Below are 24,011 nucleotides of genomic sequence, written 5' to 3' on the forward strand. Positions count from 1 at the left end.
GCCCTGAAGCTCCCCTCTCCCGGGCCCTCTCCCCAGAGGGGAGAGGGGGTAATTATTGAGGTGCCTAAACTTCCAACTGCCGCACCGGGCGCACTTCCACACTGCCCACCCGCGCGGCGGGTATGCCTGCGGCGATCTCCAGCGCTTCATCCAGGTTCTGTGCATCCAGCAGGTAGAAGCCGGCCAGCTGTTCCTTGGTTTCGGCAAAGGGCCCATCGGTGATGCTGACCACACCGCCGCGCATACGCACTGTGGTGGCGCTGCTTACCGGCTCCAGGGCCTCCGCTGCCAGCATGCGGCCGCTCGTGGCCACGGATTCGGCATAGGCCTGGCACTCGGGATCCTCCGGGCTGTCCGGCATCGAGTGCAGTTTGTCCTCTTCGCTGTAAACCAGGCACAGATACTTCATGGCGATCTCCTCGTTTATTGTGTTGCCGGCAAAGCCCTGGCCGGCGGCCGGTACTATACGCCGGAGAACGGCGATATCATTTTTCAAACGCAGCACGCTGAACGGTCTGATTCAGGTCCCGCGCCGCAATCAGCGCCACCGCCACCAGCGGTGACGCCAAATGCGGCAGGGTGGATTCCGGCGGGTAAACCAGCCCCAGATATTTCACGATGCCCTCGCACGCGTTGCGTTCTCATAACTAATCGTGCGGGACTGGGAAAAATCGACGTAACTGCTCACCCCTGTAGGAGCGGCGGGGCGGCCATCCGACATGCCCGCGAACAGAACCCGATCGCGGGCATGGCCCGCTCCTACAGGGTGGCTCGCTTAAGCCAATGCAGGTTCCCGATGGGTGAGTAGTTACAAATCGACAAGACAATGAACAATGTCACTCATTGTTTATTGATCAACGGGGAACCTCCTCCTATCGCTCCGCCGATACCGGAGGTTGATCGAAATTGAGAATACGGACCACCAGACGGCGGTTCTGCTTGCGCCCCTCAGGGGTGTCGTTGTCGGCGATCGGCCGGCTGTCGCCGAAACCCTCGGCCTGCACCCGGTCCCCGGCAATGCCCCTTTCCAGCAGGAAGCTGCGCACCCAGTTCGCGCGCCATTGGGACAGTTTCAGGTTTTTCTCCGCCTGGCCCGCGCTGTCGGTGTGCCCTTCGATGGCGATGCGCAGGTCCGGATAGTCACGCATGATGACCAGCAGTGCCTCGATATCTCCGAGACTGTCCATGCGCGGGGCAAAGCCGCCGTACTCGAACTCCACATTCAGAATAAATTCACTACCCTGGTCACGCGGTTTACCGCGCAGGTAGCGCACCAGTTCATCGGCAAAGGGGGCGGCATTGCGCGCGGCCTTTTCGCCTTCGCTGTCCGCCACCGATGGAGGGTTCAGGACGTATTTCTTGTGGGGGTCGTAACAGCCGCCCAGCGCCAGGGCACCGAGCAGCGGCAACGACAGGAAAACGGCAAAACGGGCGTTCGCCATGGGCGGGAAACCTCCGGCATCTGGCGGCGGCTGGCGTTAAATTCATTGTAGACCATCGCCCGGGGAGGCGGGGCGCGGAGGTTTAAAGGAAGTTCAGCACCGCCATCACATCGCTCACTACCCGCGCGCCCGCTTTTTTCAGCTGCGTCGCGCGCCGGGGGTTGTCGCTGTACGCGATCACCGGCATACCCGCGGCCACCGCGCCTTTGACACCGGAGATGGAGTCCTCCACCACCAGGCAGTGCTGGGGCTCCACCCCCATGGTCTGCGCCGCGTGCAGGAACAGGTCCGGCCAGGGCTTGCCGCGGGACACGTCGTCGGCGCTGAAGATGCGCCCATCGAAGTATTCGTAGAGACCCGTGCGGTTGAGGGTCAGCTGCATTTTCTCGTGGGAACCGGAGGAGGCTACGCAGCTCTGCAGATTGACCTGCAGCAGATGATCGAGCAGATCCTCGATGCCGGAAATCGGCTGCAGTTCGGCATGAAATGCCTCGCGGATGCGACGCTCAGTGTTGTGGAAATAGTGCTCCGGCAGCGGGCCGCCGTAGAGGGTTTCGATTTCCAGCAGGCAGTCCCCCGCCGGGCGGCCGCTGAACTGTTCGTCCAGCTCCTCGGCGGTCGTCTCCAGGCCGAGCTTGTTCATCTCCTCGGCGAGGATGCGGCAGACAATACTTTCACTGTCCACCAGCACGCCGTCGCAATCGAAGATCACCAGTTCTGTTGCAAACATCTTTAGTACCTTACACCACACTAGCTCGCAGAAAAGAGTACCAGCGCGATCAGCACACCGATGCCGCCAAAGATACGTACCAGAAGGTCATTGCCGCCCACAAGGCGCTGCAATCGATCCCTGCCGTGCGGATAACCCGACTGCAGCAGCCAGGCGCCCTTCAACACTGCGATCACGCCGAGGGCCTTGAAGAGGATCACCCAGCTGCGTGTGTCCGCCAGCATCAGCAATATCAGGCCGATGACCACGGCCATCCAGGCGACGAAGTGGTAGGTCGCCCCGGTGAGTTTATCCACCCACTGGCGTTGGAGTTCCGGCTTGATAAGGATGGCAAGGGACCCGACGAGAATGAAAAGAGCCAGGAACCACAGGATGAGTTTTGTCATGAGCTGCTCCGTGCGTTTGTGTTTATTGGATTAAAAATCACCCCAATGGAATTGTAGTACCGACAGCGCCGCCACCGGTGCCGTTTCGGTGCGCAACACCCGCGGCCCCAGGCGCAGCGGCAGGAATCCCCGCTCCAGCGCCGCATCAATCTCCGCCGGCGACAGGCCGCCCTCCGGCCCCACCAGCAGCAGCGCCGAATCCGGCCTGCCGCGCTGTCGCTCCAGCTGACGCAGGTCGAGATCGGTACGGTGGTGCAGCACCAGCTTCAGGCCGCTTTCGGCCGTCTGGAGATACTGCGCCAGCTTCAGTGGTTCGGCAATAGCCGGGAGGCGATTGCGCGCACACTGTTCGCAGGCACTGGCGGCTATCTGGCGCCAGTGGCCGAGTTTTTTCTGCAGCCGTTCACCGCTCAGCCTGACCTCGCAGCGCTCGGTAAACAGCGGCTGTATCTGCGTCGCGCCCAGTTCGGTGGCCTTCTGCACCACCCAGTCGAAGCGATCGCCGCGGGAGATGCCGATAGCCAGGGTCAGGGCCAGTGGCGACTGGCGGTCCTCCGCGGTAAAGCGCCCCAGGCGCACCCGCGCCCTCTTGCCGGCATCGATCAGTTCCGCGGCGTACTCACCGCCGCTGCCATCAAAAAGCACCAGCGGGCGGCCGGGGGTGAGGCGCAGCACTTTCACCAGGTGGCGGGAAGCGGCTTCGTTCAGTTCGATTTCGTCGCGGCCGGCCAGCGGATCGGGGGAGAAGATACGCGGGATGCGCATTTCCGGGAATTCCTTGAGGAGAGAGAAAATATAAAAAAGCCGACATTGAGTCGGCGTTTTGCTGGCGGATAGTTTAGACGTTTTTGGCTGCGTTTCACAACGCGGCGGCGCTGTAGGAGCCTGCTCGCAGACGAAAGGAATAGTGCTCCGCAGCTGCTCGCCTGCAAGCAGGCTCCTACAGGGAGCGGCCTGTGGCCCGCAAGCGGAGCTGGAGCTCCGCGGTCCCGGGGCCCTCTCCCCTAACCCCTCTCCCGCAAGCGGGGGAGGGGAACAAGGGCATCAGGCCCTTTCCATCGACACCGGCAGCTCCTCTTCCAGCCCGCGGCGGCCGCGAATTTTCATGCGCAGCACCTCGATCACTTTGTACAGGTTGGGCACCAGGATCAGGGTCACCGCGGTGGCGCAGAGTACGCCGAAAGCGAGGCTGATCACCATGGGGATCAGGAACTGCGCCTGTATCGAGCGCTCGAACATGATCGGCACCAGGCCGATAAAAGTGGTGAGGGAGGTCAGGATGATCGGGCGGAAGCGGTCCCGCCCGGCCTGCACTACGGCATCCATCACTGCCATGCCCTCGGCGCGCAGCTGGTTGATGCGATCCATCAGTACCAGGTTGTCGTTCACCACCACGCCCGCAGCGGCGAGGAAGCCGAGCATGGACATGATGCTGATATCGTGACCCATCAACAGGTGGCCGAGCAGGGCGCCGAAGAAGCCGAAGGGCACCGCGGTGAGGATCAGCAACGGCTGCGAGTAGGAGCGGAAGGCGATCGCCAGCAGCGCGTAGATGGTAAACAGCGACAGCACGAAGAACGCAATGATGGCGCCGCTGAACTCCTCCTCTTCCTGCATTTCACCGCCGGTTTTCAGCGAGAAACCCGGGAACTGCTTTTCCCATTCCGGCACATTGTTCTCGCGCAGCTGCTGCAGGATTTCGTGGGCCGAAGCCGCGCCCGGGGTCAGCTCCGCGGTAACCCGTACCGTGCGCTCGCGGTCGTGGCGGCGGATGGTGGTGTAGCCGGGTACATAGACCGCATCGGCCACTGCGCTGAACGGAATCTCACCCTCGCTGGTGCGGATGCGGATACGGTCCATCTGCTCCTCGCTGGCACGCTCCTCTTCCGGATAGCGCACCATTACCCGCACGTCCTCGCGGCCGCGGGGGATGCGCTGTACCTCTTCGCCGTAGAAGCCCTGGCGCACCTGCTTGGCCACGTCGGCGAGGCCTATGCCCAGGTTGGTGGCATGGGGCTTGAGCTGGATTTCGATATCCCGGCGGGCGCTGACCAGGTTGTCGCGCACATCGTAGACGCCGGCGTAGCCGTCCAGCGCCTTTTTCACCACATCGGCGGCCTCACGCAGTTCGTCCATATCACCGGAGGCAGTGCTCAGGTTCAGGGACATGCCGCCGTTGTCTTCGTTGATGGTGGCGGAGATGTTCATCTCCTCGACACTGGCGGGCAACTCGCCGATATACTCGCGCCAGCGCAGCGCCAGTTGTTCGGAGGTGACGTCGCGCAGCTCGCCCTCGGTGAGCTGCAATATCACGTAGATATTGCCGCGCCACAGGAACACCATGGTGTTTTTGACAAACGAAACGCCGCCATTCATATCCAGCATTTCCTCGTCCTGCGCCAGTTTTTCGCCGGCGCGCTCGAACTGCTCCATGACCCGCTTGGACTCCTCGAAGGATTCCCCCGGGGCCATGACGGTATTCAGCTCCAGCAGGTCGGAGGGCACCTTGGGCGAGAAGGCCGAGCCGATATAGCCGCCCTTGAACACCGCGAAGGACAGCAGCAGTGACATCAGGAAGATCATCACCGTGGTGCGGCTGTTGCCGAGGGATTTCTCCAGCAGCGGCATATAGTATTTTTCGCTGGCAATCGCCATGCCGCCGGCGAACTTGGCGCGCAGTTTCTGCAGTTTCAGACCCAGGCCGGAGGTCGCTTTCTTCTCCGGTTTCAGGTTCACCAGGTGTGCGGGCAGTATCAGCAGCGACTCGATCAGCGAGAAGGACAGCGCCAGCAGCACCACCACCGGCAGCGGCAGCATCATCTGCGAGGTGTATCCCGGCAGGAACAGCATGGGTACGAAGAACACCATGGTGGACACCACGGCGAAAATCACCGGCGAGGAAACCTGCTTCACCCCCTCCTGGGCCGCGGCCAGCCCGGTGACACCGCGGTCGTGGGCCGCGTGCACCGCCTCGCCGACGATGATCGCATCGTCCACCACGATCCCCAGGATCAGCAGGAAAGCGAATAGCGACAGCATGTTCAGCGTCACCCCGGTCACCGGCAGCAGCCAGAAAGCGCCCATAAAGGCGGTGGCGATGCCGATGGTGACCCAGACCGCCAGCGCCGGGCGCAGGAACAGCATCAGCAGTACGAACACCAGCACCAGGCCGCCGAGGGCGTTGCCCGCGAGCAGGTTCATGCGGCCCTCGTAGGCCTTGGAGAAGTCGAACCAGATCTCGAACTCCATACCCGGCGGCAGCTGCTCGCGGGCCCCGGCCATGAATTGCTTGATGCTCTCCGCGGTGGCCACCACGTCCAGGGGCTCGCCCTGCATGACGCGCAGGTTCATGGCCGGCTTGCCGTTGAAACGGATGATCGAGCCCTCCTCCTCGAAACCGTCCTCGATATCCGCCACGTCGCCCAGCAGCAGCTGGGTGCCGTCGGCGCGGCTGATCAGCGGAATGCGCGCGAAGTCGTCGGCGGTGTAGGCCTGGCCGCGGGTCTGCACCTGGATATCGCCGCGGTCGGAGCGCACCATGCCCGCGGGCAGGTCCAGGGAGGAGCGGCGCACCGCGCTGGCGACATCGTCAAAGCTCAGGTTGTAGCGACGCAGATCCAGCTCGGAGACCTCGATGGAGACCTCGTCGGCGCGGTCTCCCCAGACGTCCACCTGCCGCACGCCGGGGATCAGCAGCAGCTTGTCGCGCAGGTCCAGCGCCGTGTCCTTCAGCTGCCGCGGCGAGACCGGCCCGCCGATAGCGATATGCATCATCTGCGGCGCCCACTCATCGAGGGAGACCACCGGCCGCTCGATATCCGCGGGGAAGGTGTTGATGGAATCCACCTGCACCTTGATATCGTTGAGCAGTCGCAGTTCGTCGTAACCGTCCACCGCCTGGACCCGCACAGAGCTGTGGCTGCGCATGGACGAGGAGTTCACCTCCTTGATGCCCTTGACGTCGGCGATGGCCTGCTCCACCCGCAGGGTGACCTGCTGCTCCACTTCCCTGGGGCCGGCGCCGGGGTAGCTGATTTCCACCCGCACTATGCCCGGGTTGATGGCCGGAAATACCTCGCGACCGATATGGAAGATACCGAAGATCCCGCCGATGAGAATCATGATCATCAGCAGGTTGGCAGCCTTGCTGTTGCGTACGAACCATCCGATGATGCCCTGCATGATCAGCCCTCTCCCTGCGCCGAGGCGGCGCTGGCGCTGGCGGCTTCAGCGACCGGCTTCCCGGCGACCGACTTCTCCGGCTCGCGCTCTTCGCCCAGTTGCAGGCCGGAGGGCTTCTCGTTCAACGGATTCGGCGTCAGCACCATGCCCTCGCGGGAATAGCCGAGGCTGGAGACCACCACCCGCTCGCCGGAGAGGATGTCGCCGCGCACCCAGACATCCTCGTCCACCGCCTGCAACAATTCCACTTCCCTGAAGTGCAGCTTGTTCTCCGCATCCAGCACCAGCAGGTGGTCGCCTTCGTGCAGTGCCTGGCGCGGCAGCCGGGTAATATTGTCGAAAGTCTTGCCGGCGATGTCCGCCTCCACGAAGAGGCCGTTTACCAGCGGAACCTCGCCTTTATAGGGATTCTGCACCTGGGCCACCGCATAGACGAAGCGGCTGTTCGGATCGATGCTGGCCTCGGTGCGCACCAACTGGCCGCGCCACTCGCGCTCGCGGCCGGCGATCCGCGCGCGCAGGCGCACCGCGGGGCCGTCTTCAATGGACTGCCCCAGTGGCAGGTCCAACAGGGACAGCTGGTGATCGGTGAGCGGCAGGCGCACCTCGGCGACGCCAGTGCTGTGCACTCTGGCCAGCGTAGTCCCCGGCGACACGTACTGGCCCAGGTCGACGAAGGTCTCCACCACGCGGCCGGCGAAAGGCGCTTTGACTTTGGTGCGCGCCAGGTCCAGCGCCGCCTGGTCGCGGTCGGCGCGGGCCGAGGCCAGTTCCGCCTCCGCAGCCCGCAGCTGGGGTTTGCGCAGGAACAGGCTGTTGGCCGCCTCGCTGCCCAGGTCGCGCCACTCGCGCTTGGCCTGCTTGGAGCGCCCCTGTTCCTGGGCCAGGGCGGAGGCGGCATTGGCCACCTGGCCCTCGGCGCGGATGAGCTGGTGCTCGTAGTCCGCCGCCTCTATCCGCACCAGCGGTTCGCCCTCGACGAAGAAGCCACCGGCGACAAAGGCATCGTTGACGCTCTCGATCATCCCGCCAACCCGGGCCACCAGTTCTATCTCGTGGCGGGCCTGCACCGAGCCCTGGCTGGGTACCAGCAGGGTCTGCCGGCCGGGCTCGACATAGAGCACATCGGCTACCGGAGGCGCCGCCGCCTCCGTCTCCTTCTCCTTCGGCTTGGGCGCCATCATCAGAACCGCCGCCACCAGGACCGCCCCCGTGAGAAGGACGATAATCAGGAGCTTGTTTTTATTGGACAGAGTCACAGCCATCCCCATTGATCAAATTTTAACTAGTTGTGCATTCTACTGAAGTTCGACTGCGAAAGGGGCCTTTTCGGATGCAGGCCGTCGCAGCTGAATGCGAGACTGCCGCAAACCTTTCTCACCGCGCCCGCCTCGCGCATAATGCCCCACCGAATTTGCCCTGCGGACGTCCTTCCGAGCCGTTTCCGCAGAGCCCGAAGTCCCCTCGCAGAACGGATGTAGAAAACAAGATGTTGGATATCAACGCCCGTATCGCCGAAGAACTCAATGTGCGCTCCCAGCAGGTGGCCTCCGCCGTAGCACTGCTGGATGAAGGCGCCACCGTGCCATTTATCTCCCGTTATCGGAAGGAGGTTACCGGTGGCCTGGATGACACCCAACTGCGCACCCTGGAAGAGCGCCTGCGCTACCTGCGCGAATTGGAAGAGCGCCGCGCCACCGTGCTCAAGAGCATCGACGAGCAGGGCAAGCTGACCCCGGAGCTACAGCAGCAGATCGAAGCCGCGGACACCAAAAACCGCCTGGAAGATCTCTACCTCCCCTACAAGCCCAAGCGCCGCACCAAGGGCCAGATCGCCATCGAAGCCGGCCTGGAGCCGCTGGCGGACGCCCTGTTCGGCAACCCGAACCTGAATCCGGAAGAAGAGGCGCAGACGTACCTCAACACCGACAATGAAGACGCCTCCCTGCAGGTGAAGGACATCAAAGCGGCGCTGGACGGGGCCAAATTTATCCTGATGGAGCGCTTCGCCGAGGACGCGGAACTGCTGGGCAGGCTACGGGATTTCCTCAAGCGCGACGGCCAGGTCAAATCCAAAGTACTGGCCGGCAAGGAAGAGGAAGGAGCCAAGTTCCGCGATTATTTCGACTACGCGGAAGACTGGGCCAAGGTGCCCTCCCACCGCGCCCTGGCAATTTTCCGCGGCCGCAACGAGGGCATACTCGCCATCAGCGTCGGCCTGCCGGAGGAAGAAGACACGGCACCAACTGCCGGCCATCCCTGCGAAACCATGATCGCCAGACACTTCGAGATCTCCGACCAGGGCCGCCCCGCGGACAAGTGGCTGAACGAGGTGGTGCGCTGGACCTGGCGCATCAAGCTGCTGACCTCCCTGGAAACCGACCTGATGGGCGAGCTGCGCGAAAAGGCCGAGGAGGAGGCGATCAAGGTCTTTTCCCGCAACCTCAAGGACCTGCTGCTGGCCGCACCGGCCGGCCAGAAGGCCACCATCGGCCTGGACCCCGGCCTGCGCACCGGGGTCAAGGTGGCGGTGGTGGACGCCACCGGCAAAATGCTGGATCACACCGCCATCTTCCCCAACCCACCGCAGAACCGCACCCGGGAATCCGCCGCGGTGATCGCCGCCCTGTGCGAAAAATACAACGTGGGCCTGATCGCCATCGGCAACGGCACCGCCAGCCGCGAGACCGACAAGTTCGTCGGCGACACCATCAAGCAGTACAAGCTCAGCGCGCAGAAGGTGATGGTCAACGAGGCCGGCGCCTCGGTCTACTCCGCCTCCGAATTCGCCGCGCGGGAATTCCCCGACCTGGACGTGACTATCCGCGGTGCCATCTCCATCGCCCGCCGCCTGCAGGACCCATTGGCCGAGCTGGTGAAGATCGAGCCAAAATCCATCGGCGTAGGCCAATACCAGCACGACGTCAGCCAGACCCAACTGTCGCGCTCACTGGACGCGGTGGTGGAGGACTGTGTAAACGGCGTCGGCGCCGAGCTGAACTCCGCCTCGGCGCCGCTGCTGGCGCGCGTGTCCGGCCTCAGCCAGTCCATCGCCAACAATATCGTCAGCTACCGCGACCAGAACGGCGCCTTCAAAAACCGCAGCCAATTGAAAGAAGTGCCGCGCCTGGGCCCGAAAGCCTTCGAGCAGGCCGCGGGCTTTCTGCGCATCAACAACGGCGACAACCCCCTGGACAAATCCGGCGTACACCCGGAGGCCTATGTGGTGGTCAAGCGCATCGCCGAGAAAAACGGCCGCGAGATTAACAGCCTGATCGGCGATTCGGCGTTTCTGCGCAAACTCAATCCGGCGGACTACACCGATGAGAAATTCGGCCTGCCCACAGTGACCGACATTATCGCCGAACTGGAAAAACCCGGCCGCGACCCGCGCCCGGAATTCCGCACCGCCAGATTCGAAGAGGGCGTGGAGCAGATCAAGGACCTGCGCCCCGGTATGATCCTCGAGGGCACCGCCACCAACGTCACCAACTTTGGTGCCTTCGTGGATATCGGCGTACACCAGGACGGCCTGGTGCATATCTCCGCGCTGTCGGAAAAATTCGTCAAGGACCCCCACGAAGTCATCAAGGCCGGCGATATCGTCAAGGTGAAGGTGATGGAAGTGGACGTGGCGCGCAAGCGCATCGGCCTGTCCATGCGCCTGTCCGATGAACCGGGCGAGCAGGGCGGCGGCGGCGTGAAGAAAGGCGACCACCGCGAAAGCCGCCAGGCCCAGCGTCACAACAACAAGAACCGCGGCCAGCAGGGCGGCGGCCGCGGCAGTATGGGTGACCTGCTGGCGGCGGCGATGAACAAAGACAAGAAATAGGGGTAGGATAGAGGCCCGCACCGGTCAACCATGGGCAATCACAACAAGGATCAGACAATGAAACGCTTATTCGGCTTATTGCTCGCTTCAGTTCTCAGCCTTCCGGCATTGGCACTGGAAGTCGGCGATCCCGCCCCGGACTTTTCGCTGCAGGGCTCCAATGGAAAGACTTACTCTCTCGCGGACTTCAAGGGCAAGCAGGCGGTAGTGATCGCCTGGTTCCCGAAAGCCTTCACCCGCGGCTGCACCATCGAATGCAAGTCGCTGGCCGAAAATGGCCACCTGATCCGCCAGTACGACACCACCTACTTCATGGCGAGCACCGATAAAGTCGAGACCAACACCAAGTTCGCCGAAGAGCAGGAGGCGGACTTTCCCCTGCTGAGCGATCCGGACGGCGCGGTGGCCAAGGCCTACGGTGTGCTTGTCCCGGCAGTGAAGGTGGCGCGACGCGTCACTATCTACATCGGCGTAAACGGCCACATTCTCAAGATCGACGAGGATATCAAGCCGGCCACCAGTGCGGAGGATATCGCCAGGACCCTGGGTGAACTCGGCGTTGAGCGCAAAGGTTAAGTCGGCCTGGAAAGGGCTGGAGCGATCAATTTGATCGCCCTTTTTCCTTAATGGAAAAACCGCTCATCCGGTGCACTGGTAAATCGCATCCACTCGCCGGACTCGGGGTGAGTGAGCGCGAGTTCCGCCGCGTGCAGCAGTAACCGCGGCGCGGCCGCCCGTGCCTGCGGGTGGGCGTAGAAGGGATCCCCCAGAATCGGGTGGCCGGTCGCCTCCAGGTGCACCCGCAACTGGTGCGAACGGCCGGTAACCGGCTTCAGCCTCACCAGACTGCAGCCGCCGGACAGGGAGATTTTTTCCCAACGGGTCAGGGAGGGCTTGCCCGCTTCCAGGTCCACCTTCTGGCGCGGCCGGTTCGGCCAGTCGCAGATCAGCGGCAGGTCGATTTCTCCGGCGTCGCCCTCCAGTTCGCCCCACACCTTCGCGCAATAGGTTTTCTCAACCTGCCGGCTCCGGAACCCGGCGCTGAGGTTCCGGTGCACCACCGGATTGCGCGCCATCACCACCAGACCGGAGGTGTCCATATCGAGCCTGTGTACGGTCAGGGCACCCGGGTATCGTTCCTGGGCCCGGCTGGCGAGGCTGTCGCGATGCGCCGGATCCCGCCCGGGCACACTGAGAAGCCCACTGGGTTTGTCGAGCACCAGCAGCGCCTCGTCACAGTAAACCACCGAGAGTAACGGTTCGGTTGGTGGACGGTACTCCCGCACTATTGCTCCCCAATAGACCTGAGACGTAGAGATAGGGCTGGTGATTTGACCGGATACCACTTGCGATCGCAATAGCCACTATGGGGGATTCCGGTGAAGAAACCCGAGTAAGCGCTCCGCCGAAACCGATCGCGGCCAGCGGCGGATGGCCGCCCCGCCGCTCCTACAGGGTGTCCACCCGCTCTTTGTAGGAGCGGGCCGCGACCGACCTCTCCGCAAACACCCGCCGCAGCAGTGCAGCACCCTTGCGCCAGCCGAGGATACTCTGCGCCGTCACCGCGCCGGCGAACATGGCGCCGGCCACGCCGCAACTCAGGATGTCCTGGCCCGTGAGATACAGCCCTCTGATACGGCTCTTGGGGCGCAGCCAGGACTGCTCGAAGCGCTTCGGTCCGTGCTCCAGGCCGTAGATTTCGCCCCGCGCGTAGCGGCAGAAGTAATCCGTGGACAGCGGCGTGGACAGTTCGCAGTAATCTATCTGTCCGCGCAGCTGTGGAAAGTGTTTGTACAGATGCTCCAGCAGGCGCTCACTGAACCTGTCCTTCAACGCCTGGTAGTCCTCGCCGCGCTTCCCCCAGGGTTTGTCCCTCCATTTTGCAAACCACTCGTATTTCGCCGGCGCCACTATCTCGATGGTGGCGCGGCCCGGGTAGCGCTGCTGGAAAACGGGGTCTTTGGCGGAGGGGAAGGAGATATAAACGAGGGGGATATCCGCATTGGGGTCTGCGAGGAATTCCCGTACATCGCCGTCGTAGTCCGCGCTGGGATACAGCCAGTAATTGGTTTTCGGCAACCTCAGCTCCTCTGCGGTTTTCCGCAGGCCGATATACAGGCAGAGGTGCGCCGTAGACGGCTGTACATTTTGCAGATCGCGGCAATAGCCGGCACGCTGGCTGGCACTCTCCGGCAGCAGTTTTTCGAAAGTGCTGAACACCCCGGCATTGGAGATCACCAGCGGCGCCTCGATTTCCGTACCGTCCACCATACGCAGGCCGCGCACCCGGTTGCCGTCCAGCAGGATGGTCTCCACTTCCGCATAGGTGAATACCTCACCGCCCGCGGCCTGTATTTGCGGAATAATCGTCTGCGCTATCTTGCTGGCCCCACCCACTGGATAGTAGCCGCCGTACAGATAGTGCTTAACGATCAGCGCGTGAATAATAAAACTGCCGGTCTTCGGCGTCATTCCGTTGTCGCCCCACTGTCCGCTCAGTACCGCAATCAGCTTTTCGTTGTCGGTGAGTTCGCGCAGCACCTCATAGGTGGTTTTGTTCAGGTAGTCCGGCCAGGTGAATTTTTTCCACAGCGCCAGCAGCGGACCGCACCAGCCGGGCAGCAGCTTTGCGATGGTGAACAGACGCATGGCCCGGCCGACCTCGGACACTCTTTGCAGGTAGGCTTCGATTACAGTTCTGTCATTCGGGAAGTGTTTCAGCAGCCCGGCGATAAACTCGTCGCGCCCGGCTCGCAGATCGTACTGCTCGTCGCCGATGCAGATGCGGTCGTAGGTGTCGTCCATCGGCGCCCAGTGCAGATTGCCGGCGGACAGGAAATCGAACAGCTTGCGGGTCGCAGTCGGGTGTCCGCCCACGTCGCCGATATAGTGCACGCCCACATCCCATTCGTAGCCGTTGCGGTCGTAGGCGTGGGTAAAGCCACCGGCAGTGTAGTGCTGCTCCAGGACCAGCACCTTCCTGCCCGCCGCACTCAGCATGGCCGCGGTGGTAAGGCCGCCAATACCGGAGCCGATCACCAGTGCGTCGTAGGGGCCCTGGAGGCGGCTGGCCCGGTAGCGCCGGCCTATGCGCAGCCGGCTGGGTTTGGGGGCGCTTCGCTGCGGGCTTTCCGCCATGGCTACCTCGTCATTCTGTAGTTTTGCCGTTAATCCCCAACCATAGTGGTCCACCGCACCATATATACAAAAAATTGCATATTCCAGCAGGAGGCTTGAGTTTAATATATGCTTTATATACGATTCATATAAACCTGTGAGACTGAGAATATGGGCATAGTGAAAATTTCCGAGGAGCTGCACGACGAAATCCGCCTGGCCAGCTCGGCCATGGCCAGGTCCATCAACGCCCAGGCGGAATTCTGGATCAGGGTAGGCATGCTGGCCGAACTGAATCCGCAGCTCAGCTATAACCAGCTCACCAAAAAACTGTTGCGCGAACAGGCGCCGACCCTGGAAGAGCTGGCCCGTGAATAGCCCCTCCATCAAAACCGCCGCAGAGCAGATGCTGATGCGCGACGCCGGCCGGTTGCTGAGCCGCGTCTTCGCCATGCTCGACGGGTTTATCGGCCCGGGGGTTTCCACCATGCAGGTCAACGACAGGGTCGAGGACTATATCGTCAACGAACTGAAAGCCAGGCCCGCGAGCAAGGGGCAGTACGACTACCCTTATGCGCTGAACACCTCGGTCAACGAGGTGGTCTGCCACGGTATGCCGCGGACAAGCGTAAAGTTGAAATCCGGCGACATCGTCAATGTGGACATCACCCTGGAAAAATCCGGCTTTATCGCCGATTCCAGCAAGATGTATATGATCGGCAGCGTTTCACCCGCGGCCAGGCGGCTGGTCCAGACCACCTACGAAGCCATGTGGCGGGGTATCGAAGCTGTCAGGCCCGGTGCCCGCCTTGGCGATATAGGCCATGCGATACAGCGTTGTGCGGAAGGCCGCGGCTACAGCGTGGTGCGCGAATACTGCGGCCACGGAATAGGCCGGGAAATGCATGAGGAGCCCCAGGTACTACACTACGGCCGCCCCGGTACCGGCGCCGTGCTGCGGGAGGGCATGACCTTTACCATAGAGCCGATGATCAACCAGGGCGGCCGCAAAACCAAAGTGAAAAAGGACGGCTGGACCGTGGTCACCCGGGACAGGAAACTGTCCGCCCAGTGGGAGCACACTGTGCTCGTTACGGGTGACGGCTGCAAGGTACTGACCCTGAGGGGCGAAGAGTCACCTCGCCGGTAGTGGCGCAGGCGCTCAATCCCCTTCCCACTTGTCAATCTCCACCATCGCCCGCTTGTGGCCCTGTTCCGCGGCCTGCAGGATCAAGGTCCGCCCCAGCGCCGCGTCTCGCTCAATACCCTCGCCACTGCGGAAGATTTTACCGAGCTGGTAGAGGCACTCGGAGGCTTCCGTGTCGGCGCACATCATGTACCACGCCGCGGCCATTTCGGGATCCGAGTGAGACAGGCGCTGCTGCTGATGCAGCCGAGCCAGGCTGACCTGGGAGGCCGTTTGCTGGGCGCTCCTCAGGAAGTGGCGTTCCGCCATGGCAAAATCCCGCTGCCCCAGGAGCCCGGACGCCAGCAGACTGCCCTGCAGGCTGTGCGCCGCGCGCGAATTCACCGCCAGGGCGGCATCGAGAAACTCCCGCGCCGCCGCCAGTTCTTCCGGGGTGCGCTCGGAAGCGCTGGCAAAAACCCGGCGCGCATAAGTAAGACCCGATGCCCTGTGTCCCCGACGGGCGAGCCCGGCCAGCTGCGGCAGCAGTTGCGCCGCTTCCACCTCCGACTCCCCCTGCTCGCGGCGGATCAGCCGATACTGCGCATCCTGCAGGCCATCGGCGGCGGCGCGGCGCAGGAACTTGCGCTCCGTCTGTGGTTCCACGGCCCTCTTCCTGCCCCCGTAATAACTCGCGAGCCGGTACCAGGCCAGGCCCAGCTCCAGGCGTCGCTGCGCCGCCTCCATGAACTGTTGGAACAGTTCTTCGCTAGGCTCGACGCCAAGGCCTTCCCGATAGACATGGGCGAGAGCCACCATGGCATTCGCGTAGCCCTCCTCAGCGGCGGAAAGCAGGAAATCGACGCAGTCTTCCGGGGAAAACATCGGCAGTTTTTCTGCCAGGCAGGCCTTGCCCAGGCGGGATTGCGCCACCTGGCTGCCGAGGGCGGTGGCATCCAGATAGTACTCCGCGGCCTCTTCGGCCTTGCCGATGCTTTCGAGATACAGGCCCATACCGATTTTTGCGGCGGTACTCTGCGCTGAAAGCGGTTGAAGTACCTGTCCGATATAGAGGTCATCCAGACTGCCGAAGGGGAAACTGTCCCCCAGCATCCGGTGTATGGCCCGCTGGCTGTCGAAATAGATGTGGCGCTGCTCACCGCTGTCCGGATCTTCGGCCAGCACCACGTAGTAGAGTGCCCGCCCCTGGCCGAAGGGCAACAGAAAGGCATCCCGGAGCTGGTAACCCGCCAGATCCAGTACGTCTTCGGCGTGATCCAGTATGCCGATTTCATAGGCGGAGTCAGGGTTTTCGCCGTCGCCGCCGCCGAGCACGCCGCGCAGGATAAACTGTACCGCGCGCGCATGCCGTTCCGCCTTGTCCGTATCGCCCAGTTGTTCGTAGCAGTCCTGCGCCGCCAGGTGGGGTTCCAGCTCGAAGAAGTTCTGTTCCGTCAACTTGTCCCAATCCACCGCGGCGCAATCCGCCCCCTCGCCATCGGAGAGCTTTTCCACAGCCTGCTGGTATTGCTCCCGGTCCACCACGGCGGTGTGCACTTTGGAGCTGTCCAGATAGGCGGACCAGAATTCCTCGAAGGGCACCGAATCCGCATCTTCCAAAATATGCGCCGCCAGGGATGCCAGCCGAGCGTCGGCGCCGGCGAAAGCCTCGTGGCCGGTTTCCAGGGCATCACCGCCAGCGGGATCGACAGGATCTAAAGCGCGTTCTTCGAGCTCCATCCCGGGGGGCGATATAACGGGGGGCGATATAACAGGCAGGTCGATCGTTCCGGGCGCGGTGGCACAACCGCTGGCGGCGGCCACAAGCGGCAGCAGAAAACGCCATTTCCTCACTGCACACCTCCGTTTGCGCCATCGGATTTCTTCCCGGAAAGCAGGTCCCGCGCCAGGTTCCTGGCGCGGTTGCGGCGCTCCTCCCGGGAAGCGGACGCGGACGACAGCCACAGAACATAACTGAGATCGCTTTCCACGCGATTGATCTGCTCCAGGTATTTCGGGAAATTCGCCGCGGATACGGATTTGCGCAGGGAGTCGTAGCGGTACTGCACGGTGACCCTGTTGCCGTCCTTCCGCACCTCGCGCTCGAATTCAAACCAGGGATTGGCAATCGCCTCCCCGCCCCCTTTTTCCGACCAGCGGATATCCGCCGCGCTCTGTGCCACCACTTCCAGCGTCTGGTCTATCTGCAGATTGCCCGGCAGGCGGAAGGGATTCTGGCGCTGGAGAGAATTCGGCAGCCGCAGGGTTTCCACCACATTGGATGCCACCAGCTTCAGCATGTTTTTCCCGCTGGCGTCTTCGCCGACTTTGCGCAGCCGGTACTTCTCTTTCAGCACCAGCTCGTTGCCATGTTCCGCATCGATGATTTCAATCGGCGCGACGATTTCGATGGAGGGAAAGTAGCGCGAGTAGTACTGCAGGAACTCCTCTCCCAGGGTTTCCCGGTCACGGTATCCGGTGTAGGAACGCATTTCCTCCGCGCGCCATCCGGTGTAGCGGCTGCTCACTTCAAAAGTCGCCGTCTTGCGGTTTTCCGCCAGGGTCAGGGTTTCCCTGACCTCAACCCGGGCCCGGCGCTGGTCCTGGACCGGCGCCTCGATAGCGGTCAGGGAATCCCCCTTTCCATCGACCACCAGCGCCCAGTTGAAGTCCGGCAGGGACATTTCCTGTAGGGACCCGGTCTGGTTGTTTGCGGTGGGGTCCACCCAGTACCGTTTCCCGTCCAGGGTAAATGTGGTGATGACGTGGTCGAAATTTCCCGGTGACGGCAGCCGCTCGTCCAGGTGCAGGTTGTCCACGGAAGACACCAGCGCCGGGTGCGCGTCTATGCCCAACTCGCGCAGGGCGGAAACCAGCAGTACGGTTTTGTCTTTGCAGTCGCCGAAGCGGCGCTCGAAGGTTTCCAGCGGCGCCGAGGGGCGGTGGGAGTTGACGCCGTGCTCTATGCCGAAATAACGGATGTTGTTCTGGACCCACTGGGTTGCGGCGGCGGCCTTTTGCGCGGGGTTGCCCGCCATCTCCGCCACCAGGCGGGCAAATTCGTCCGGCAACCCGCCGGGCGTGCGGTACAGCGCGTGGGCCCAGTCGTTCACCTGGTGCCAGTCCGTGTACTGGCTGTACTGGAGGACCGGGAAGGGCGAGAGCCACTCGGGAATGCCGTCTTCCTGGCGCACTGCCTCGGTGTGCCGCAGGTCGGCAAAATAGCGCACTTTATTGCCCTTGGTACGCTGTTGGATGTTTATCTCATGGTCCTTTTTCGTATCTGCAATACGCACTTGCAGCGCCTTTTCCCGAGGGCTGAGCACGCTGATATACAGCCGTTCGATGGACACACCCCAGGCCAGCAGCTCACGGCCGAAGAATTTATCGCCCAGCACCGGGTTGGAGCCGCGCAATGTATAGCTGTACTCGACGACATCTCCGGCACGCAGGTCCTTCAACAACAGCATCGCCGTCCAGCGCTCGGCGTAGAGGCCCCGATCCAGTTCATCTTCCCGCTGAAAAAGTTTTATCTCCGCCGATTTCAGCCGGTCCCGGCGCTTGCCGTCGCGGAGCACGCTGATATCGTGGATCACCAGCTTCTCGTAGGCGGGGGCGAAGCCGACGCTGATGCTGGAAATTTGCTGCAAACCCTGCTGGTTCAGGGGCTGCATGGCAACCCGGTAGAACCGTTCCTTTTCCTCCCCGGACACATTGATCTGAGTGTCCACCAGCAGATAGCGTAGACTTTCACCGCTGGAGAGGTTTTCACTCTCCGGCAGGGCCACCGGTTGCAGCCACTGGGGACGCGGGGCCAGCTCGTAGTCCGCGGCCGCAGCCGGCGAAGACAGCAGTACGGAAACCAGGGCCGACAAGATGAAAAACACGGGTATATGCACCGGAAAAGAGCGGGCGCGGGAAGGAGACGTCATTTAATTGCCTTTATACAGATCGCGCGGAAGACTCTATGATAAGGCCTGACCGCCCGCGGCGCCACGCCAGGCACTCCCGGTCCAGCGCACCTCGGCACCATAGACACGTGCTTCGAAGATGGATGTGCAGGGGGCCGCACACACAGGAGGCTATCCGCACCCGGGAGGGCTGAGAGATGCTGCCCCCTCAGGAGCTGAAAGGCGCCGCGCCAGTAAAGGGTTTTTCAGGCAGACGGTTTCGCCGGAGTTTCCGCCCCGTTTTTGTTCCGCATTTTCCCCGTCACCGCCCAGGCCAGCAGCGCAAGCCAGGCGACCCAGGACAAACCGGCGGGAACGTTTGCCAGAAGAATTTTCCCCAGATGCTTGCGATTGAAAAACAACGCCACAATGGTTGGAAGAAACCAAACCGCCACAAATAACAGCGTAAATACCAGTGCCTGGACCAAGCTCATATCGCTGAAGGCCTCGGAAAGTTTGTCCATTAGTTGCGAGAAATCAAAACTCATGATGTCATTCCATTTATCTATTTGGTAATTTCCCTAGTCCGCCATCTCTTGCTTTTCTTACACAGAATTTTCGATCTCTCCACGCAGTCTTTCCAACTCCCGGAATTCACGCCCGATGCGCAGGGACACCAGCCAGCTCCACACCACCATTATTGCGAGCACCACGCCGAGTATGCTGAAGGCGCGCACCGACAGGCTGAAGAAAAACCACGGCAGCCAACCCGATAGCGCCAGCAGCTCCCACAGGGCGAAGATCCCCAGTTCCGCCGCAAATAGAATCCACATAAACTTGAGTGCCCTGCGGCGTCGCTGGACCCTCAGCAGGGCCAGGTCCAGATAGGCCCGCGCGCTCTCACTCGCCGGCAACCAGGTATCCCGGCGGTTATTGACGGAGAACACCAGCGCCCAGCCCACAAGCGCCAGAAACACAAGCGCCCAGAACAAGTTGGCGGCGCTGAATCTGTACGCGATCAGATACACGGCAAAGGCGCCCATGACCGCGGCAGCCAGCCAGTCACCGGCAGCCCCCAGCCACAGCCGTCGTTCCTGCCTCCGCACCCGGCGCAGCAGTGCATCCGGTACCGGCGCCACCTCCGACTGCGAATGCCAGCTTCGCTCCAGCGCCGCCCAATCCAACTCACTGTCTTTCTTCATCGGTCAAACCTCCCCAGCCAACCGCACGCGCAACCGCTCCCGTGCACGGTTGAGCCGCACCGCCACATTGGTATCGGAGATGCCCAGCACTTCGGCAATCTCGCTGTAGCTGAAACCTTCCAAACGCAGGGTCAACGCCTGCCGCAATCCCAGCGGCAGCCTCTGCACTGCGGCCAGCAGACGTTGCGCCCGCTGTTCGGCAGCCAACCGCTCCGCCGGACCGGGTGCGGAATCCGCCAACGCCTCCACCTCCTCCATATTGCCGTGGGCAGCGCGTCGCCGCGCCAACTCTGTGACACTGCGGTTGTGGGCTATGCGGAATACGAAGGTCTTGAGGCTGGCATCGCCGCGGAACGACGGCAGTGCACGCCACACCGCCAACCAGATATCCTGCACTAGGTCGTCGCGCTCCGCGTGGCCGCGCACATAGGCCCCGGCGACCCGCGAGATGGCGGCGCCGTGATCGGCCAGTAATTGCTGAAACAGGCGATCGCGCGCGTCCACCCGGGTTCTCCCTGTTGTTATCCACGTTACAGTATTCGGGGCGGTAGAAACCTTACATAAAAATTTTCCGGGAAAAGGAAGCGCGGCTCCCCTTGCGGTAAACTGGCAAGCTATTGCCACCAGTGAGTAACCGGGCAACCCATGGCAAATCCGTCTGCGAAGACCTCAAGCTCGACAGCCGGCTCTGCTTCAGCCTCTATTCCACTTCCCTGATACCAGCGTGCGCGGCGAGGTGGGCATCGGCCCCGCCGGCGAAGGCTTCGGCCTGGATATCGACCTGCGCGTGCCCCTGCCGGGCCTGGAGCAGGTGGAGGCCGAGGAACTGGTCGAAAAAGCCCATCGGGTATGCCCTTACTCCAACGCCACCCGCAACAATGTGGACGTGCGGCTGCATGTATCCACTGCAAGCTGAACGACGCTGGTGTCACTGTCACTGCGGTGCGCTACAACGGCATGATCCACGACTTCGGCCTCCTCAACCCCCTGAGTCGGATAGCGGCGGTGCAGGATGCTCTGGATCAGGCGGGTGCGGAGTTGCAGGATCACCTGCAATAAGCCGACCTGGGCGTCGGCGCGGGCGGGGCGTTCCGCGCAGTTGGGCGGGTCTAGCGATTTAGCGGGATTTATAGGGGCTGCTATGCGGCGTTCAGCGGTTTGATTCGAGCCACTTCCTGCTCAATTGTCTGCGCAGCCTCCCAGAGATCGACTGCCCGTTGTGCGCTCAACCAGAACTCCGGAGAGTTGCCAAACAGACGGGCGAGGCGCAACGCCATCTCCGGACTGAGCCCCCGGCGCTCATGCACCAATTCATTGATCGACTGGCGCGAAACTCCCACGGCCTGGGCCAGGCTGGATGTGGTGAGCCCGTAGTCCGGCATGAAGTCCTCACGCAGTATCTCACCGGGGTGTGTAGGCCGGCGCTTCATACCCTTCGTGTTGGCAATAGCCATGGTTCCCGCTGCCCTCAATGATAATCACAGATTTCGACATCGTAGGCGTCGCCATCAACAAACCGAAAGCAGATACGCCATTGGTCATTAACTGAAATAGAGTACTGCCCCTTCCGGTCGCCCTCCAGCGCATGCAACCGGTTGCCGGGAGGACTTTCAGATCGTCGAGTTTGATCGCCAGATTCAGGTATTCGAGCTTACGCGCGGCCCGTTTCGCAATATCTGCCGGAAGCCGTCTGGCCCTGCCGGCCAGATACAACTCCTGTGTACGCCGGTCCGCGAAAGTCTTGATCATGCCACAGAAAGTATAGTGTCACGTGACACATGTCAATCGGCAACCCCATTGGCAATCTGAAACCCAATCCGCGCCGCAGTGCGCGCGGCGTGGTCCTCGATATCGAAATAGGGATTGAACTCCGCCATATCCGCCAGGCACACCTTTTTCGATTCCAGCACCGTATCCAGCAACGGCTCGAACAGCTCCAGCGGCACGCCGCGCCCGGCGGGGGCGCTGACCGCGGGCATTACCGCGGCGGGGAAGACATCCAGGCAGATGGTGAGGTAGACGAAGTCCACCCTGTCGATAAATTCCCGGATCTGTTCCCGCACCCCGTCCAGCTGCCAACTGGTGATCTCGCGGTCGCGGATCACCTGCGCACCCAGTTCCCGGGCGCGGTTATACAGCGCCGGGGTGTTGGCGCTGTCGGCGGCGCCGATGCATAGGTAGTTGAAGGGGCGGCCGTTGATCTCGCACTGCTCGGCGATCTGGTAGAAGGGCGTACCCGACGAGCCCCGGGGGGAGGGCACGCGCAGATCCAGGTGTGCGTCGAAATTGATAATGCCCAGGGTCTTGTCGCGGTGATGCTCGCGCATCCAGCGGGCGATGCCCTGATAGCTGCCGAAGGCGATCTCGTGGCCGCCGCCCAGTATCAGGGGAAAGTGGCCGCCATCCAGCAGTTCCTTGATACGCGCGCCGAGCATGGACTGGGCGGATTCCAGGTCCTCCCTTTCAATCTTCACATTGCCGGCGTCGTACATCGGTGTGTCGAAGGTGGCGGGCAGGTTGGCCATGGCCAGGCGCAGGATGCGCGGGCCCTTGGCGGCGCCGATGCGGCCCTTGTTGCGGCGCACCCCCTCGTCGGAGGCAAAGCCCAGGATCGCCAGGCCCGGGGAACTGTCCAGTTGCAGCGGTGTGATGCGCTGGTGCCAGCGCTCGCCGGCCCTGCCGTCCTCGCTATCGGTGCGCCCGCTCCACAGGCGCATATCAGCCAGCTGTAACATCTCTGCCTCCTACTGTTCTACCGGCGAGGAAAATCCGTGCCGGTTTCAGCGCACCCACTTCGTAGGCCAGCTGATCGGGAGTGTCCATCGGCCAGAGCACCATATCCCCGCGCAACCCAGCGCGCAGCACGCCGCGGGAACAGCACAGGCCCAGCGCCCGGGCGGCGGCGCGGGTCACTCCGGCCAGCGCCTCGGCGGGGGTGAGCCCGAACAGGTTGCAGCCCATATTCATCATCAGCCGCAGCGAGGCGATGGGGCAGCTGCCGGGGTTCAGGTCGGTGGACAGGGCCATGGGCACGCCGGCGGCGCGCAGCCTGTCCACCGGCGGCACCCGGGTTTCGCGCAGGGTGTAGAAGGCCCCGGGCAGCAGTACCGCCGCGGTGCCGCTCTCGGCCATGGCGGCCACATCCATCTCGGTGATGTACTCGATATGGTCCGCGGACAGGGCGCCGGCGGCCGCGGCCATGGCGGTGGCGCCGCTGCTGGAGAGCTGCTCCGCATGTACCTTGATAGGCAGATCCAGCTTCTGCGCGCAGTCGATCACCCGCCGGCACTGGTCGACGGAAAAGGCGATGGATTCGCAGAACATATCCACCGCATCCGCCAGTTGCTCCTTGGACACCGCCGGTAGGATTTCCTCGCACACCAGGTCGATATATTCGTCGGCGCGACCGTCGTATTCCGGCGGCAGCGCGTGGGCGGCCAGGCAGGTGGTAACCACGTTCACCGGGTGGTGCTGGGCCAGGCGGCGCGCGGCGCGCAGCTGTTTCAGTTCGGTATCCAGGTCCAGGCCGTAGCCGGATTTGATCTCCACGGTGGTTACACCCTCGGCCATCAGCGCGCGCAGTCGGGGTTCGGCGGCGCGGTACAGCTGTTCGGCACTGGCCGCGCGGGTGGCGCGCACCGTGGACAGGATACCGCCGCCGGCGCGGGCCACCTCCTCGTAGCTCTCGCCACCCAGGCGGCGGGCGAACTCGGAGGCGCGGTGGCCGCCGTAGACCAGGTGGGTGTGGCAGTCCACCAGGCCCGGGGTCAGCCACTGGCCCTCGCCGTCCACTACCTCGTCGGGAGCGGTGTCCGGCAGCTCTGCGCGCGGGCCCAGCCACACGATGCGGCCGCCGGTAACCGCCACCGCGGCGTCCTCCACCGCGCCGTAGGCGCCGGGCAGGGAAGGGTCCATGGTGGCGGCGTGGACATTGGTAATCAACAGCTCGCAGCGTTCTGTCATAGCTTTCCCGCAGGCGCGGTTTTCCTCTTGTTAACCATAGACGCTCGACCTGTTGGCCGAACGGATTCCTCAATGGAGTGCCGGCAGCCCTTGCCCTGTAGGAGCGGGCCATGCCCGCGATTGAAGCTGATCGCGGGCATG

The 24,011-nt window shown here is 62.8% G+C and carries 24 protein-coding genes; 5 read left to right on the forward strand and 19 right to left on the reverse strand.

What is annotated here, in order from left to right:
- Positions 1-64: 64 nt before the first annotated feature.
- The 8 genes from ACRC0P_RS13240 to ACRC0P_RS13275 all read right to left on the reverse strand — a co-directional run bounded on the left by ACRC0P_RS13240 (position 65) and on the right by ACRC0P_RS13275 (position 7,999).
- Positions 65-409, reverse strand: a complete 345-nt coding sequence (locus ACRC0P_RS13240; RefSeq protein ID WP_438631671.1) for a YciI family protein — start codon at positions 407-409, stop codon at positions 65-67.
- 76 nt (positions 410-485) lie between these two features.
- Entirely contained in the window at positions 486-617 is a 132-nt protein-coding gene (locus ACRC0P_RS13245; protein WP_438631673.1) for a hypothetical protein, read from the reverse strand.
- Between the two features lie 255 nt (positions 618-872).
- Positions 873-1,442: an OmpA family protein gene (locus ACRC0P_RS13250; protein WP_438631675.1), complete on the reverse strand. Its 570-nt coding sequence runs from the start codon at positions 1,440-1,442 to the stop codon at positions 873-875.
- A gap of 82 nt (positions 1,443-1,524) precedes the next feature.
- The gene (locus ACRC0P_RS13255; RefSeq protein WP_438631677.1) at positions 1,525-2,172 is read right to left on the reverse strand and encodes an HAD family hydrolase; all 648 of its coding nucleotides are present in this window, start codon (positions 2,170-2,172) and stop codon (positions 1,525-1,527) included.
- 20 nt (positions 2,173-2,192) lie between these two features.
- Entirely contained in the window at positions 2,193-2,558 is a 366-nt protein-coding gene (locus ACRC0P_RS13260) for a hypothetical protein (RefSeq protein WP_438631679.1), read from the reverse strand.
- Between the two features lie 30 nt (positions 2,559-2,588).
- Positions 2,589-3,323 carry a 16S rRNA (uracil(1498)-N(3))-methyltransferase gene (locus ACRC0P_RS13265; RefSeq protein ID WP_438631681.1) on the reverse strand — a complete coding sequence of 245 codons (735 nt, stop codon included), beginning with the start codon at positions 3,321-3,323 and terminating at the stop codon, positions 2,589-2,591.
- A 279-nt stretch (positions 3,324-3,602) separates the two neighbouring features.
- Entirely contained in the window at positions 3,603-6,740 is a 3,138-nt protein-coding gene (locus tag ACRC0P_RS13270; protein WP_438631683.1) for an efflux RND transporter permease subunit, read from the reverse strand.
- Between the two features lie 2 nt (positions 6,741-6,742).
- Entirely contained in the window at positions 6,743-7,999 is a 1,257-nt protein-coding gene (locus tag ACRC0P_RS13275; RefSeq protein WP_438631685.1) for an efflux RND transporter periplasmic adaptor subunit, read from the reverse strand.
- A gap of 230 nt (positions 8,000-8,229) precedes the next feature.
- On the opposite strand from ACRC0P_RS13275, the gene ACRC0P_RS13280 reads away from it, so the two are divergent.
- Positions 8,230-10,572: a Tex family protein gene (locus ACRC0P_RS13280; protein ID WP_438631687.1), complete on the forward strand. Its 2,343-nt coding sequence runs from the start codon at positions 8,230-8,232 to the stop codon at positions 10,570-10,572.
- Between the two features lie 57 nt (positions 10,573-10,629).
- A complete protein-coding gene (locus tag ACRC0P_RS13285) occupies positions 10,630-11,148 on the forward strand; it encodes a peroxiredoxin (protein ID WP_438631689.1) in 519 nt (172 codons plus the stop codon).
- 47 nt (positions 11,149-11,195) lie between these two features.
- On the opposite strand, the gene ACRC0P_RS13290 is transcribed toward ACRC0P_RS13285, so the two are convergent.
- Positions 11,196-11,858 (reverse strand): pseudouridine synthase, encoded by a 663-nt coding sequence (locus tag ACRC0P_RS13290; RefSeq protein WP_438631691.1) that lies wholly within the window; start codon positions 11,856-11,858, stop codon positions 11,196-11,198.
- A 163-nt stretch (positions 11,859-12,021) separates the two neighbouring features.
- Positions 12,022-13,710 (reverse strand): phytoene desaturase family protein, encoded by a 1,689-nt coding sequence (locus ACRC0P_RS13295; protein WP_438631693.1) that lies wholly within the window; start codon positions 13,708-13,710, stop codon positions 12,022-12,024.
- 150 nt (positions 13,711-13,860) lie between these two features.
- Between ACRC0P_RS13295 and ACRC0P_RS13300 the strand changes: the two genes are divergently transcribed.
- A complete protein-coding gene (locus ACRC0P_RS13300; protein ID WP_438631695.1) occupies positions 13,861-14,067 on the forward strand; it encodes a ParD-like family protein in 207 nt (68 codons plus the stop codon).
- Positions 14,060-14,839 (forward strand): type I methionyl aminopeptidase, encoded by a 780-nt coding sequence (map, locus tag ACRC0P_RS13305; RefSeq protein ID WP_438631697.1) that lies wholly within the window; start codon positions 14,060-14,062, stop codon positions 14,837-14,839. The genes ACRC0P_RS13300 and map overlap by 8 nt, the downstream gene beginning before the upstream one ends.
- A gap of 12 nt (positions 14,840-14,851) precedes the next feature.
- Here the strand turns inward: map and ACRC0P_RS13310 are convergent, their stop codons facing one another.
- From ACRC0P_RS13310 to ACRC0P_RS13330, 5 genes are all read right to left on the reverse strand, one after another.
- Entirely contained in the window at positions 14,852-16,555 is a 1,704-nt protein-coding gene (locus ACRC0P_RS13310; RefSeq protein ID WP_438631699.1) for a hypothetical protein, read from the reverse strand.
- Positions 16,556-16,665: 110 nt separating this feature from the next.
- On the reverse strand, positions 16,666-18,747 hold the full coding sequence (locus tag ACRC0P_RS13315) for a DUF3857 domain-containing transglutaminase family protein (protein ID WP_438631701.1): 2,082 nt from the start codon (positions 18,745-18,747) through the stop codon (positions 16,666-16,668).
- Positions 18,748-18,971: 224 nt separating this feature from the next.
- Positions 18,972-19,253, reverse strand: a complete 282-nt coding sequence (locus ACRC0P_RS13320; RefSeq protein WP_438631703.1) for a superinfection immunity protein — start codon at positions 19,251-19,253, stop codon at positions 18,972-18,974.
- Positions 19,254-19,310: 57 nt separating this feature from the next.
- Positions 19,311-19,907, reverse strand: a complete 597-nt coding sequence (locus ACRC0P_RS13325) for a hypothetical protein (RefSeq protein ID WP_438631705.1) — start codon at positions 19,905-19,907, stop codon at positions 19,311-19,313.
- Positions 19,908-19,910: 3 nt separating this feature from the next.
- On the reverse strand, positions 19,911-20,411 hold the full coding sequence (locus tag ACRC0P_RS13330) for an RNA polymerase sigma factor (RefSeq protein WP_438631707.1): 501 nt from the start codon (positions 20,409-20,411) through the stop codon (positions 19,911-19,913).
- A 220-nt stretch (positions 20,412-20,631) separates the two neighbouring features.
- Between ACRC0P_RS13330 and ACRC0P_RS13335 the strand changes: the two genes are divergently transcribed.
- The gene (locus ACRC0P_RS13335; RefSeq protein WP_438631709.1) at positions 20,632-20,823 is read left to right on the forward strand and encodes an OsmC family protein; all 192 of its coding nucleotides are present in this window, start codon (positions 20,632-20,634) and stop codon (positions 20,821-20,823) included.
- Between the two features lie 223 nt (positions 20,824-21,046).
- Here ACRC0P_RS13335 and ACRC0P_RS13340 read toward each other — a convergent pair whose 3' ends face one another.
- The 4 genes from ACRC0P_RS13340 to hutI form a co-directional block, all read right to left on the reverse strand.
- Positions 21,047-21,361 (reverse strand): HigA family addiction module antitoxin, encoded by a 315-nt coding sequence (locus ACRC0P_RS13340; RefSeq protein ID WP_438631711.1) that lies wholly within the window; start codon positions 21,359-21,361, stop codon positions 21,047-21,049.
- A gap of 14 nt (positions 21,362-21,375) precedes the next feature.
- Positions 21,376-21,552, reverse strand: coding sequence for a type II toxin-antitoxin system RelE/ParE family toxin (locus tag ACRC0P_RS13345; RefSeq protein WP_438631717.1), 177 nt, complete (start codon positions 21,550-21,552; stop codon positions 21,376-21,378).
- Between the two features lie 136 nt (positions 21,553-21,688).
- Entirely contained in the window at positions 21,689-22,642 is a 954-nt protein-coding gene (gene hutG, locus ACRC0P_RS13350) for a formimidoylglutamase (RefSeq protein WP_438631713.1), read from the reverse strand.
- On the reverse strand, positions 22,626-23,870 hold the full coding sequence (gene hutI / locus ACRC0P_RS13355; protein ID WP_438631715.1) for an imidazolonepropionase: 1,245 nt from the start codon (positions 23,868-23,870) through the stop codon (positions 22,626-22,628). The genes hutG and hutI overlap by 17 nt, the downstream gene beginning before the upstream one ends.
- Positions 23,871-24,011 lie beyond the last annotated feature (141 nt).

Source organism: Microbulbifer sp., assembly GCF_051659245.1.
In the GTDB taxonomy this organism is placed as follows: domain Bacteria; phylum Pseudomonadota; class Gammaproteobacteria; order Pseudomonadales; family Cellvibrionaceae; genus Microbulbifer.